Here is a 12,993-nt window from a genome sequence, read left to right on the forward strand (position 1 = left end):
GGTGGTCCGTCGGGCGCTTGCGAAATATCAAGCGCGGGAGCCGTCAAGTTGCGGTCTTGCCTGACCTGACCACATCATCAGGGGTGACGCCACGTTTAGACCATTTAGCCTTGTAGCCCCCGTTGTATCTGCGTAAGCAGCTATGAATACAGTAGCGGCTAATACTCTCGCCGGGCTTGCTGTGCGGGCCCATGGGCAGGTTACGGATAATCACCCCATGAGCACAATCGAACCCAAGGTGGCCACTGCCACCGCCAAGCCGTCTTCCAGCACCAGTTTCGCGACCCTGGCGCTGAACCCCGCCACCCTGGCCAACCTGGAACAACTGGGCTATCTGGAGATGACCCCGATCCAGGCCGCCAGCCTGCCCACCGCCTTGGCCGGCAAAGACCTGATCGCGCAAGCCAAAACCGGCAGCGGCAAAACCGCCGCCTTTGCGCTAGCCTTGCTGACCAACCTAAACCCGCGCCGTTTTGCGGTGCAAGCGCTGGTGCTGTGCCCGACGCGCGAACTGGCCGACCAGGTCACCATCGAAATCCGCCGGCTGGCGCGCGCGACCGACAACATCAAGGTCGTCACCCTGTGCGGCGGTGTCGCCTTGCGCGGCCAGCGCGCCTCGCTGGAGCAGGGCGCACACATCGTGGTTGGCACGCCGGGCCGCATCATGGACCATCTGGAGCGCGAGTACCTGAACCTGGAAGCGCTCAACACGCTGGTGCTGGACGAGGCTGACCGCATGCTGGACATGGGCTTCTTCGACGACATCGCCACCGTCACCAAACAATGCCCGAAAGAACGGCAAACCCTGATGTTCTCCGCCACCTACCCGGAAGGCATCGAGAAACTGGCCAAGCAATTCATGCGCGATCCGGTGCTGATCAAGGTCGAGTCCCAGCACACCGAGAACCTGATCGAGCAACGTTTTTACGAGGTGACGCGCCACACCCGGCTGGCCACGGTGGCGCAGCTGCTGAATCACTTCCGCCCGATCAGCACGCTGGCGTTTTGCAACACCAAGCAGCAGTGCAAAGACTTGGTCACTTACCTGCAAGAGCAAGGCTTCAGTGCTTTGGCCCTGTACGGCGAGCTGGAACAGCGCGAACGCGACCAGGTGCTGGCGCAGTTTGCCAATCGCAGCTGTTCGGTGCTGGTGGCCACCGACGTGGCCTCGCGCGGGCTGGACATCACGCAGCTGGAAGCGGTGATCAATGTCGACATCACGCCCGATGCCGAGATTCACGTGCACCGCATCGGCCGCACCGGCCGCGCCGGTGAATCCGGCCTGGCGCTGAGCCTGGCTGCCATGTACGAGATGGGCTTTGTCGGCAAGATCGAGCAGTACCAAAACCGCGAGTCAACCTGGCACAAGCTGGACGAACTCACGCCCACCGGCGAGGGCCCGTTGCTGCCGCCGATGGTGACGCTGCAGATTCTGGGTGGCCGCAAGGAAAAGATTCGCCCCGGTGACGTGCTGGGCGCCTTGACGGCCGACGCGGGTTACACCCGTGAGCAAATTGGCAAGATCAATGTGACCGAATTCACCACCTTTGTGGCGGTGAATCGTGACATTGCGAAGGAGGCCATGAAGAAGTTGAACGAGGGCAAGGTCAAGGGCAAGAGCGTGCGCGTGCGCCTGCTCTAAACCGCCATCCTGTCAGGCAAACACCTACAGGGTTTACAGCCGATCGCTGACTTCAGTTCCTGGGGTCGGCGAATACAGTTCTCTTACGCGCTCAAGTTGACTTAGGGCGCCTTGACCCCACCGGAGAATCTTGATGAACAACACGACATTTATAGCCCTCAATCCCTTCAGCCTGATGATGGAACCCGAGCGTGTGTTGCAAACCATGGAGCGCTCCCAGCAACTGCGCGGCCTGCGCCGCCACAAGCTGCGCCCGCTGGACAAGCCGCTGATTCCTTACACCCAGGAAGCCCTGGCCAGTCGCGCTGCCTTTGACGAAGCCATTGATGCGCAAGACCGCAAAGAACAGGCGCGGGCCTTTCTGCTGAACTGAGTCCGGCGCGGCGGCTTACTGCCCCCGGGCGGCAGCTGCCCGCAGCTTGTCTTTCTTGCTGGGACGCTTGCCCTTGATGCCGCCGTTGGCGGAATCGATCGGAGTGCCGTCCATGGCGGTGGCCGCGGCCACCGCGGTCTGCTGCGGCTCAAAGCCTTCAATCTGTTCCAGTGGCAAGCTCAGGCCCTGGCGTTTTTCAATCAAGCGGAAATGCGCTTCGGTATCCGCGCTGACAAAGCTCAGTGCCACCCCACTTTCCCCAGCGCGGCCGGTGCGACCAATGCGGTGCGTGTAATCCACCGCTGAGCGCGGCAGGTCAAAGTTCACCACCACCGGCAATTGCGCGATGTCCAGGCCGCGCGCGGCGACATCGGTGGCAATCACCACTTTGAGGCGCGACGCCTTGAAATCAGCCAGCACTTGCGTGCGCTTGCCCTGACTCAACTCACCGTGGAACGGCTCGGCGTAAATGCGGGCTTTGCGCAATTTGTCGGCCACCATCTCGGCAGCATGTTTGGTCGCGACAAACACCAGCACGCGGCTCCAGTGGTTTTGTTGAATCAGATGGCGCAACAACTGGGTGCGTTGGCCGGCATCGACCGCAATGGCCCGTTGCACGATGTCGGGCGCGCTCTGCGGCGCCGGCAGCACCTCAATGCGGACCGGGTCGCGCAACAGGGTCTGCGCCAGCGCCTGCACCGCAGCAGGGAAGGTGGCCGAGAAAAACAGGTTTTGGCGTTGCGCCGGCAGCATCGTGAGGATGCGCGCTAGTTCTTCGGTAAACCCCATGTCCAGCAGGCGGTCGGCTTCGTCCAGCACCAGCGTCGTCACACTGCCGAGCGAGAGCGCGTTGTGCTGCACCAGGTCCAGCAAGCGGCCGGGCGTGGCGACCACGATGTCGGTGCCACCGCGCAAGCGCATCATTTGCGGGTTGATGGAGACGCCGCCAAACACAATGGAGACTTTCACCGCGCGGGGCAGGTGTAGCGCCAGTTCACGGATCTCTTCACCGACCTGGGCGCAGAGTTCGCGTGTGGGTACCAGAATCAGCGCCGCGACCCGTCGCGGGCTTTCAAACGGGGTCTTTTCCAGCTGCTGCAGCAGCGGCAGCACAAAGGCCGCGGTCTTGCCCGAGCCGGTTTGCGCCGAGCCCAGCACATCGCGACCCTGCAAGGCCGCGGGAATAGCCGCCGTCTGGATGGGCGTGGGCGCAAGATAAGCTTTGGCGCTGATGGCGCGCAGCAGGGCGGGCGACAAACCCAGGGAAGAAAATGGCATGAGCTGGAATTGGGTTGATTTGAGGGCTTGGCCCTAAGCGCCCAGTTTAAGCGGTTGAGCCCTTGGGGTGGGTGGCGGGATCAGACGTCGCATAATCGAGCGCTTGCAAATCACGCCCGTTTGGGGCGATATCAGACTAATCAGCAGGGGGCAGCCCTTCAGCGCTGTCCCGCAAATTCTCAAAAGGCAATCGTGAAAAAAACATTTCAATTAAACATCGAAGGCAAAAATCGCGACCGCGTGCTGGAAGCGACCAAGCACGAAATCCGCAAATACGTCAAACGGGAACGGCGCGTGCCGTTGCCAGAAGGCGTCGATTTCTGGGATTTTGACTGCAAGTTCGGCACCACCGAAGCAAATGCCGCTGTCGTGCATTTCTCAGCCATCACCAGCCTGATTGACGCCGTCGTCAAAGAAGGCGGCGATGCGTTTTATCTCGAAATTCTGGCCAAGAATGGCTACCGCACCGCCAAGCCCGCCGGTGCCGGGGATGCTGAACCGGAACAGGAACCGTCCTAAATCACGGCCGCCAGCAGCAGGCTGCGCCAGGCAATGAGAATTTTCCCGTGGCTGAACCGCTTTCCGGTGGGCCTGTTTGCCATGCCCGTCGGTTTGCTGGCGCTGGCGGGTGCCTGGCGCCGTGCCGCCGGATTTGGCTGGGCCCTGGCCCTGCCGGTGGCTTCCGCGTTCGCCTGGACCGGGGTTGGCTTACTGGCGGTGTTGTTGCTCCTCTATGGCGCGAAGTGCCTGCGTCATCCCCACACCCTGGTGGCGGAATTCAACCATCCGCTGGTCGGCTCCATCATGGCGCTGGTGCCGCTGTCCTTACTGCTGTGCACGATCTACTTTGGGGTGCCGGGTCATGTTGGCTGGCTGCTGTTTACCCTGCTGGCCTTGACGCTGCAGGGCGTCATTGCCGTGCGCATTGTGGCGATGCTCACCACCCCCTCGTTGCCGGTGGGCGCCGTCACACCCGCGCTGTACGTGCCCCCGGTGGGCGGGGGTCTTGTGGGGGGTATGGCATTCAGCGCACTGGGTTACCCGGGCTGGGCCGCTTTGCTGTTTGGCATGGGACTGGTCAGCTGGGCCTTGCTGGAGGTTCGGGTCCTCAACCGGTTGTTTGAAGGCGACATGCCGGAAGGCTTGCGGCCCTCGATTGGTCTGGAGCTCGCGCCGGCCTCGGTGGCCACCCTGGCCGCCGGGACCATTTGGCCGCTGTTGCCGGGGGATGTCCTGATCGTTGGCCTGGGCATCGCCGCCGGACCGATTGTGGCCGTGATGGCCCGCTACAAATGGTGGTGGGGGGTGCAGTTTTCCATCGGCTTCTGGTCGTTTTCCTTCCCGCTGGCGGCACTCGCCGGGGCCGTCATTGAAGTCGTCCATCGCGGCGGCTGGCCGCCGCTGGTGGGGGGCATCGCGCTGGGCTTCGCCTCCGTTTCAATCGGCTTTCTGGGCTTCAAGACGATGCGGCTGATTCTTCAAAAGCAGCTGCACCGCTCGCTGTTTGCCCACAGCTGAAACGCCCGCCGAGTGATCGGCTCAGGCGACGTGGAACACTGAAATCGTCTGCACCAGACCTGCCGCCTGCACTCGCAACGACTCGGCCGCAGCGGCGCTCTGCTCCACCAGCGCTGCGTTTTGCTGGGTGTTTTTGTCCATGTCGGAGACGGCCTCGTTCACGCCGTGGATGGCATCGGCCTGCTCGGCCGTCGCGCGGGAAATCTCGGCCACCATGGTGCTGACCTGTTCGATCGAGGCCACGATGCGGCGCATCGTCTCGCCCGCCGCATGAACCTTGCTCGTGCCCGATGCGACTTGCTCCACGGAGGCGCCGATCAGACCGCGAATTTCCTTGGCCGCTTCGCCGCTGCGCTGCGCGAGGCTGCGCACCTCGCTGGCCACCACGGCAAAGCCACGGCCCTGCTCACCGGCCCGCGCCGCTTCTACAGCGGCATTCAGCGCCAGGATATTGGTCTGGAAGGCAATGCCATCAATCGTGCCAATGATTTCACTGATGCGCTTGGCCTGCACGCTGATGGCGTCCATGGTCGTCACCACTTCGGCCACATCACTGCCGCCCTGTTGCGCCACACGCGAGGCTTCCAACGCCAGCTGGTTGGCACGCGTGGCCGTTTCCGCATTCAGTTGAATCGTATTGGCCAGATCGGCCACGGAGGATGAAGTTGCCTGCAACGCCGACGCGGTTTGCTCCGTGCGGGTGGCCAGGTCATTGTTGCCAATCGAAATTTCACTGGCAGCGGTATCAATTTGATCCGCGCCGCTGCGGATATTGGCAATCATGGCGTTCAGTCGTTGCGACACCTCGCCCAGTGCGCGAAGCACCTGCCCGGTCTCGTCCCGCCCTGCCTGCACCTCGCGCAAACTCAAATTCCCATCCGCCACGTCACGGGCGATGCCGACCGCCGCCTGCAGCGGCCGCACAATCTGCCGCGCTATAAACCAGGTCACCAGCAGGCCAATCGCCAGTGCAATGGCCGCCAGCGTTACCGAGGCGGCGTTGCCGGCTCGCAGGCTGGCTGTGGCTTGCTCACCTCGGCGTTCGGCCAGTTGCACTTCATGATGGAACAGTTCGCCCAGCAGGCCACGGGTCTCACCATAGGCCGTTTCGGCCGAGCTCATCATGACGGCGGCTGTGCCGAGGTCGGCGTCCTTCATGTCGAGCGTATCGAGGGCTGCCGCCGTATATTTTTTGAAGGCAACGTCGAGGCGCGCCAGTCGTGACGCGGCTTCGACGTCGCCCGACAAGACCTCACGCAGCCGGTTGATGCGCTGCTGGGTCAGTTTGAGTTCACCGCCAATTTTCTCGTCCAGCGCCTTGATCACGGCAGGCTTCAGGCCGGCCCCGGCGTAGGCCACACTTTTCATGACCATGGCATTGGTGCCGACCGCACTCTCTTGTGCCTCGGCGACCAGGGCCACATGCACCAGACTCTGCTGTGTCAGGAAGTCCAGGGTTCGGGACGTCTCGCGTGACATGGACAGGCCATACAAGGCGACGATCAGCAGGCACAACAACACCAGCGCAGGCGCGAGTGCTACTTTGGCCATCAAGGGGAGACGGTCGAAGATTGGTTTCAAAACATATTCTTTCGTGAGGCAATCAACAACACGGCGCCTTGAAGCGCCGTGAGTCAACCGCAGGTAAAGCTTGGAGGACCCTAGCGGTAGGTTCCGACCGACACGCTGCCGTCAAAACCGGGGATGCGCTTGACGTAAGTGGACTTCCCTTCAATTTTCTTGGTGACGGGATGGGCCCAGTCATAGTCAACCCAGCCTTCTCCCTTGGCGGCGGCCAGATCAGTGATTTCGCGCACGAACATCTTGCCGTTCTGATCCTTCAGTTCCATCATGTTTTTGCCAACCAGCTTTTCATTGGCCCCGTGAGCCAAGGTGAGCCCTTTGGCGTCCATGGCAAAGACATAAAGATCCTTCTTGCTCCAGTTGGCCTTGTCGGTGGTGAAGTCCTTGAACGCTTGATCATTGCCCACTTTTTTGATATGGGCCAAAGCCGCATTGGCCAGCGACTTGGCTTCTTCCTTGGTGCCGTGGTCTTGTGCCATGGCCGAAACAGATATAACACCCGCAAAAAGCAGCGTCATCAGAGTACGAAAAAATTTCATGATGGGGTCCTAAAACAATAATACAGATTCCAATGGATATCGTAGCAGTGCAACTTCGCAGAAAAGGAAGAATTCCATAGGGGAAAACGAGCCCCCTCCTATGCGCTTATCCCGAAATGACGGGGGGGCGAAGTACCGTATAAGCCAAGTGCGGGATAATTACGGGTTTCTACAATTCACTGGAGTTATTTCATGGCCAACGTCATCCGTACCGAAAGCGACCGCGTCGCGACCCCCCGTCCTGTTCCACCAAAGGGCGTGTGCTTCACCGCTGGCAAAGGTCAACTGCGCAGCCTCGAGCGTGGTGCAGCGACCAACAACAAGAAAAACCCCGGCAAGCGCGCCAAAAAAGGCGGCTAAGTCAGGTTTGGTGATTTCGCCCGGCGCGGACACACCAAAAAAAGCCCCGCAATGCGGGGCTTTTTTACGTCTGCAGTCAGCGATTAGTGGCTGACGGCCCCATCGGCACCGAAGCCGGTCTGGGCGCGAACCCACTGATCGGCAAAAGCTTCACGTTCTTTGGCTGCACGAGTGCTTTTGTCCGTGATGGAGAAAACATAACCCAACAAGAACGCCAGCGGCATGGCAAACAGTGCAGGCTGATCGTAGGGGAAGATCGGGGTGGCATAGCCAAACACGGTCACCCACACGGATTTCGACAGCACCACCAGCACCACGGCAGCGATCAGGCCACCGTAACCCGCCGCCAAGGCGCCGCGTGTGGTCAGGTCTTTCCAGTACATGGACAGGAACAGCACCGGGAAGTTGCCGGCCGCCGCGATACCGAAGGCCAACGCCGCCATGAAGGCGACATTTTGCTTCTCGAAGGCAATGCCCAGCACGACAGCGATCAAGCCAATGCCGAACGACGCCATTTTTGAAACTTTAATTTCCTGCGCTTCCGACACGTTGCCTTTTTTGATCACACGGGCATACAGGTCATGCGAGATGGCCGAGGCGCCCGCCAGCGCAAGACCGGACACCACCGCCAGAATCGTGGCAAACGCCACCGCCGCCAGGAAGCCGAGCAGCAGGTTCCCGCCCACCGCTTTGGCCAGGTGCATTGCCACCATGTTGCCGCCACCAATGATTTTTCCACCGACCGTGCCGCCTTCGAAGAACTCAGGATTGGTGCCGACAATCACAATGGCACACAGGCCCATCAACAAAATGACATTGAAGAAGAAGCCGACAAAACCAGCCGCGTACAGCACTGATTTACGCGCTTCTTTGGCATTGTTGACGGTAAAGAAACGCATCAGGATGTGCGGCAGACCGGCCAGACCAAACATCAGTCCCATGGCCAGAGAAATGGCATTGATCGGGTCCTGCAGCAGCTTGCCCGGGGCAAACAGCATGTCTTTCAATTTGTGCAGTTCGATTGTTTTCGCGGCCAGGGTGTTAAAGCTGAAGCCAAACTGGGAAAAGGCCAGCACCGTGATGACCGTGCCGCCAAACAGCAGCAGGCAGGCCTTGATGATTTGCACCCAGGTGGTTGCCACCATGCCGCCGAAGGTCACGTACACGACCATCAAAACCCCGACCACAATCACGGCAATGTGATAGTCCAGGCCAAACAACAACTTAATCAGCTGACCGGCGCCCACCATCTGAACGATCAGGTAAAAACAAACCACGGTCAAAGAGCCAATGGCCGCCATCGTCCGGACCTTGCCTTGGTCCAGTCGATAGGAGGTGATGTCGGCAAAGGTGAATTTACCCAGGTTTCTGAGGCGTTCCGCCATCAAAAACAGGATGATGGGCCAGCCGACAAAGAAGGCAATCATGAACAGGTAGGCGTCGTAGCCGTTGGTGTAAACCATGGCCGTCAGTCCGAGCAAGGTCGCCGCCGACATGTAGTCGCCAGCCATCGCCAAACCATTCTGAAAGCCGGTGATACCACCACCGGCCGTGTAGAAATCGGAGGCCGTTTTAGTGCGGCTGGCCGCCCAGTAAGTAATGGCCAGCGTCATGCCCACAAAAATGGCGAACATCACAATGGCTGGGATGTTGAGCGGCTGTTTCTGGGTCGTTTCCATGACCGGACCAGCCAGCGCGGCGCCGGTGATCCCAAAGGCAACGAAGCCAGAGGCCAGTTTGACAAGCGTCTTTTGCATTATTTTTTTCCCTTCGAGGATTCGCGAAGCAGGTCTGCCGTCAGTGCGTCAAACTCTGAATTGGCGCGACGGACATAAACCGCAGTGAGAATCCAGAAGAAGATGAATTGGATCAAGCCAATCAGCAGACCGGTGGTGACATAGCTGTCCCCCAGCTTGATCGCCAGCACGGCCGGATTAAAGGCCACGGTCAGAAAGAGACCGAAGAACAACACCAGCACGATGCCGGTTAAGGTCCAGGCCAAGCGTTCGCGCTTGCTCACCAGTTCCTTGAATTTCGGATTCTCTCGAATCCGCGCATACATTTCAGAGCTCATGCTTCATCCCCCATTTAAAAAACAGTAAATTGATCGATTTGATTGGCGTGATGGGTCGCCGGCAAAAAACAATTGCGCAGGCAGCAGCCGGCAACATGGCGCGGCGACCATCAACAAAGAAAACCCCGGCAAGCGGGCCTTGAAGACGATTCAGCATCCCCCAAGGCCGGAGCCTAACTGCAAATACTTACACTTGTACTTACATGTTGCGTCGGTACTGACCACCGACTTCAAACAAGGCGTTGGTGATCTGGCCCAATGAGCAGACGCGCACGGCGTCCATCAGCACCTCAAACACGTTCTTGTTTTCAATTACCGCTTGTCGCAGGCGTTTCAGCATGGCCGGCGATTCGTCGGCATGCAAGGCCTGGAAAGCCTCCAGCCGCTTGAGCTGATTCTGTTTTTCTTCGTCGGTGGAGCGGGCCAACTCCAACGTGTCATGCACCGCATCGCCATGCGGGTTGCGGAAGGTGTTGACGCCAATGATGGGCAGCTCGCCGGTGTGCTTGAGCATCTCGTAGTGCATGCTCTCGTCCTGAATCTTGCCGCGCTGGTAGCCGGTTTCCATGGCACCGAGCACGCCACCGCGCTCGGCGATGCGTTCAAACTCCAGCAACACCGCTTCTTCCAGCAACTCGGTCAGCTCTTCGATGATGAAGGCGCCTTGCGACGGGTTCTCGTTCTTGGCCAGACCCCATTCGCGGTTGATGATGAGCTGGATCGCCATGGCGCGGCGCACCGAGTCTTCGGTCGGCGTCGTGATGGCTTCGTCGAAGGCATTGGTGTGCAGGCTGTTGCAGTTGTCGTAGATCGCAATCAGCGCCTGCAGTGTGGTGCGGATGTCGTTGAACTGGATTTCCTGCGCGTGCAGGCTGCGGCCACTGGTCTGGATGTGGTATTTGAGCTTCTGGCTGCGCTCGTTGGCGCCGTACTTCTCTTTCATGGCCACCGCCCAGATGCGGCGCGCCACGCGGCCCATCACGGTGTATTCGGGGTCCATGCCGTTGGAGAAGAAGAAGCTCAGGTTCGGCGCAAAGTCGTCAATGTGCATGCCGCGCGCCAGATAGGCTTCCACAAAGGTAAAGCCGTTGCTGAGAGTGAACGCTAACTGACTGATCGGGTTGGCGCCGGCTTCGGCGATGTGATAACCGCTGATGGACACTGAGTAGAAGTTGCGCACCCGGTTGTGCACGAAGTACTCGGCGATGTCGCCCATCACCTTCAGGCTGAATTCGGTGGAGAAGATGCAGGTGTTCTGGCCCTGGTCTTCCTTCAGGATGTCGGCCTGCACCGTGCCGCGCACGTTTTCCTGCACCCACTCCTTGATTTTTTCCAGCTCGGTGTCGGTCGGTTCGCGGCCATTGTCGGCTTTGAACTTGTCGATGTTCTGGTCGATCGCCGTGTTCATGAACATGGCCAGAATGCTGGGCGCCGGGCCGTTGATCGTCATGGACACTGAGGTGGTCGGGCTGCACAAATCAAAGCCACCGTACAGCACCTTCATGTCGTCCAGCGTGGCAATCGAGACGCCCGAGTTGCCGACCTTGCCGTAGATATCGGGACGTGGGGCCGGGTCATTGCCATACAGGGTGACCGAGTCAAAGGCGGTGGACAGGCGCTTGGCCGCCATGCCCGAACTCAGCAGCTTGAAACGCGTGTTGGTACGGAAGGCATCACCTTCGCCGGCAAACATGCGGGTGGGGTCTTCGCCTTCGCGCTTGAAGGCAAAGGTGCCGGCGGTGTACGGGTAGCTGCCGGGCACATTGTCCAGGGCCAGCCACTTCAGGATTTCGCCATGGTCCTCGTAGGTGGGCAACGCCACTTTGCGGATGGTGGTGCCACTGAGTGACTTGCTGGTGAGTGCCGTGCGAATCTCTTTATCGCGAATTTTGATGACGTATTCATCACCGGCATAGGCAGCCTGCATGAGCGGCCACTGTGCCAGCAGCTTCTTTTCCGCCGCGCCCAGGTGCGCTTCGCGTTGCCCGGCCAGATCCATCACCGCCTGGTAGGCATTGACCTTGTTGGCGTCGTCCAGCTGCAGCATGCGGCCAGCTTCCTGCAGTTGCTGGATTTCACGCGCCAGTTTGGCTTGACTGTGGGCGCGCTTTTTGTAGCCGCGCACGGTATCGCTGATTTCGGCCAGATAGCGGGTGCGTGCCGCTGGCACCACCGGCGTCTGATTGGTGCTGTGGCGCACCGAAACCGTTGGCAGGTGCGACACCGGGGCCAGCGCCATGCCCAGCTCCGCCAGCCGGGCCTTCAGGGCCTGGTACAGAGCGGTGACGCCGTCATCGTTGAAACGCGCCGCCATGGTGCCGTACACCGGCATTTGTTCGGCCGGCGTGGTCCAGGCCTCTTTGTTGCGCTGCACCTGTTTGGCGACGTCGCGCAGAGCATCCAGTGCGCCTTTGCGGTCAAATTTGTTGATGGCGACAAACTCAGCAAAGTCGAGCATGTCGATTTTTTCCAGCTGACTGGCGGCGCCAAACTCGGGCGTCATCACGTACAGCGGTACATCCACATGCGGCACGATGGCGGCATCGCCCTGGCCAATGCCGGAAGTCTCGACCACGATCAGGTCGAAGCCCGCCACCTTGCAGGCAGCAATCACGTCGGGCAGCGCGGCACTGATCTCGCTCCCGAAGTCGCGTGTCGCCAGGCTGCGCATGAACACGCGCGGCCCTTGGCTCCAGGGGTTGATGGCATTCATGCGGATGCGGTCGCCCAGCAGCGCCCCGCCACTCTTGCGGCGCGACGGGTCAATACTGATCACGGCCACGCGCAAACTGTCGTCCTGGTCCAGCCGCAAGCGGCGAATCAGCTCATCGGTCAAGGACGACTTGCCGGCACCGCCAGTGCCGGTGATGCCCAGTACCGGTATCTTTTTAGTAGCAGCTAACGCACGTATATCGTGGGTTAGCGCCGTTAATTGCTCTGAAAGTGCGCCTTTGCCCTCACCCGAGGCTTTTTCATTTTCTAGTGCCGTGATCAGTTGCGCCAGCGCGCGCCAGCTCATTTCGGTGTGGCCCTGGATCGCGCTGATGTCGGTGGGCGTGTAGCTGGACAGATCTTTGTCGCACAGCATCACCATCTCGCCAATCATGCCGGCCAGCCCCATGCGCTGGCCGTCTTCCGGACTGAAAATGCGGGACACCCCATAAGCCTGCAATTCGCGGATTTCCGGTGGCACGATGACGCCGCCGCCGCCGCCGAACACCTGAATGTGGGCGCCGCCGCGCTCTTTCAGCAAATCGACCATGTATTTGAAATACTCGACGTGACCGCCCTGGTACGAGCTGATGGCGATGCCCTGCGCATCTTCCTGCAGGGCCGCCGTCACCACTTCTTCCACGCTGCGGTTGTGGCCCAGGTGAATCACCTCGGCGCCCATGCCTTGCAGGATGCGGCGCATGATGTTGATGGCGGCGTCGTGGCCGTCAAACAGGCTGGCGGCCGTGACAAAACGCACCTTGTTCACGGGTCGGTAATTGGCAAGGGCCTTGAAATCAGCAGACAGATCGGTCATGGTGGAGCTCCGGGGGTAACGGGGAAATGAGGCAACAGAATCAGCGATCAGAATCGCATTCGCTGACTTGACGTTTACGTAAACGTCAATCTTAGC

At 60.1% G+C, this 12,993-nt stretch carries 11 protein-coding genes; 5 read left to right on the forward strand and 6 right to left on the reverse strand.

Translation table 11 applies throughout. The features are described 5' to 3' along the window. Positions 1 to 217 precede the first annotated feature (217 nt). Entirely contained in the window at positions 218 to 1,642 is a 1,425-nt protein-coding gene (gene dbpA / locus HHJ17_RS12470) for an ATP-dependent RNA helicase DbpA (RefSeq protein WP_296497266.1), read from the forward strand. Positions 1,643 to 1,775: 133 nt separating this feature from the next. After that, positions 1,776 to 2,015 (forward strand): hypothetical protein, encoded by a 240-nt coding sequence (locus HHJ17_RS12475; protein ID WP_296497262.1) that lies wholly within the window; start codon positions 1,776 to 1,778, stop codon positions 2,013 to 2,015. Between the two features lie 15 nt (positions 2,016 to 2,030). Here the strand turns inward: HHJ17_RS12475 and HHJ17_RS12480 are convergent, their stop codons facing one another. Beyond that, positions 2,031 to 3,293: a DEAD/DEAH box helicase gene (locus HHJ17_RS12480; protein ID WP_296497259.1), complete on the reverse strand. Its 1,263-nt coding sequence runs from the start codon at positions 3,291 to 3,293 to the stop codon at positions 2,031 to 2,033. A gap of 192 nt (positions 3,294 to 3,485) precedes the next feature. On the opposite strand from HHJ17_RS12480, the gene HHJ17_RS12485 reads away from it, so the two are divergent. Together HHJ17_RS12485 and HHJ17_RS12490 are read left to right on the forward strand one after the other, a co-directional pair. Next, positions 3,486 to 3,812: a DUF6172 family protein gene (locus HHJ17_RS12485; RefSeq protein WP_296497256.1), complete on the forward strand. Its 327-nt coding sequence runs from the start codon at positions 3,486 to 3,488 to the stop codon at positions 3,810 to 3,812. Between the two features lie 33 nt (positions 3,813 to 3,845). Next, positions 3,846 to 4,811 (forward strand): hypothetical protein, encoded by a 966-nt coding sequence (locus HHJ17_RS12490; protein WP_296505982.1) that lies wholly within the window; start codon positions 3,846 to 3,848, stop codon positions 4,809 to 4,811. Between the two features lie 21 nt (positions 4,812 to 4,832). Here the strand turns inward: HHJ17_RS12490 and HHJ17_RS12495 are convergent, their stop codons facing one another. Together HHJ17_RS12495 and HHJ17_RS12500 are read right to left on the reverse strand one after the other, a co-directional pair. Continuing rightward, entirely contained in the window at positions 4,833 to 6,392 is a 1,560-nt protein-coding gene (locus tag HHJ17_RS12495) for a methyl-accepting chemotaxis protein (RefSeq protein ID WP_296505984.1), read from the reverse strand. An 80-nt stretch (positions 6,393 to 6,472) separates the two neighbouring features. Then, a complete protein-coding gene (locus tag HHJ17_RS12500; protein ID WP_296505985.1) occupies positions 6,473 to 6,934 on the reverse strand; it encodes a cache domain-containing protein in 462 nt (153 codons plus the stop codon). A 192-nt stretch (positions 6,935 to 7,126) separates the two neighbouring features. Here HHJ17_RS12500 and HHJ17_RS12505 point away from each other — a divergent pair, with 192 nt between their 5' ends. Next, positions 7,127 to 7,294, forward strand: a complete 168-nt coding sequence (locus HHJ17_RS12505; RefSeq protein WP_296497244.1) for a hypothetical protein — start codon at positions 7,127 to 7,129, stop codon at positions 7,292 to 7,294. Positions 7,295 to 7,377: 83 nt separating this feature from the next. Here HHJ17_RS12505 and HHJ17_RS12510 read toward each other — a convergent pair whose 3' ends face one another. The 3 genes from HHJ17_RS12510 to icmF form a co-directional block, all read right to left on the reverse strand. Next, positions 7,378 to 9,051, reverse strand: a complete 1,674-nt coding sequence (locus tag HHJ17_RS12510) for a cation acetate symporter (RefSeq protein WP_296505986.1) — start codon at positions 9,049 to 9,051, stop codon at positions 7,378 to 7,380. After that, positions 9,051 to 9,368, reverse strand: coding sequence for a DUF485 domain-containing protein (locus HHJ17_RS12515; protein ID WP_296497237.1), 318 nt, complete (start codon positions 9,366 to 9,368; stop codon positions 9,051 to 9,053). Before HHJ17_RS12515 ends, HHJ17_RS12510 begins: the two co-directional genes overlap by 1 nt. 199 nt (positions 9,369 to 9,567) lie before the next feature. Continuing rightward, positions 9,568 to 12,897: a fused isobutyryl-CoA mutase/GTPase IcmF gene (icmF, locus tag HHJ17_RS12520; protein ID WP_296505988.1), complete on the reverse strand. Its 3,330-nt coding sequence runs from the start codon at positions 12,895 to 12,897 to the stop codon at positions 9,568 to 9,570. Positions 12,898 to 12,993: the final 96 nt, after the last annotated feature.

The sequence above is a fragment of the Rhodoferax sp. genome, assembly GCF_012927445.1.
In the GTDB taxonomy this organism is placed as follows: domain Bacteria; phylum Pseudomonadota; class Gammaproteobacteria; order Burkholderiales; family Burkholderiaceae_C; genus Rhodoferax.

Coding starts and splice junctions, on each gene's coding strand:
- HHJ17_RS12500 (WP_296505985.1), bottom strand. CDS start 6,934: ATGAAATTTTTTCGTACTCTGATGACGCTGCTTTTTGCGGGTGTTATA.
- HHJ17_RS12480 (WP_296497259.1), bottom strand. CDS start 3,293: ATGCCATTTTCTTCCCTGGGTTTGTCGCCCGCCCTGCTGCGCGCCATC.
- HHJ17_RS12475 (WP_296497262.1), top strand. CDS start 1,776: ATGAACAACACGACATTTATAGCCCTCAATCCCTTCAGCCTGATGATG.
- HHJ17_RS12490 (WP_296505982.1), top strand. CDS start 3,846: ATGAGAATTTTCCCGTGGCTGAACCGCTTTCCGGTGGGCCTGTTTGCC.
- HHJ17_RS12515 (WP_296497237.1), bottom strand. CDS start 9,368: ATGAGCTCTGAAATGTATGCGCGGATTCGAGAGAATCCGAAATTCAAG.
- HHJ17_RS12510 (WP_296505986.1), bottom strand. CDS start 9,051: ATGCAAAAGACGCTTGTCAAACTGGCCTCTGGCTTCGTTGCCTTTGGG.
- dbpA (WP_296497266.1), top strand. CDS start 218: ATGAGCACAATCGAACCCAAGGTGGCCACTGCCACCGCCAAGCCGTCT.
- icmF (WP_296505988.1), bottom strand. CDS start 12,897: ATGACCGATCTGTCTGCTGATTTCAAGGCCCTTGCCAATTACCGACCC.
- HHJ17_RS12505 (WP_296497244.1), top strand. CDS start 7,127: ATGGCCAACGTCATCCGTACCGAAAGCGACCGCGTCGCGACCCCCCGT.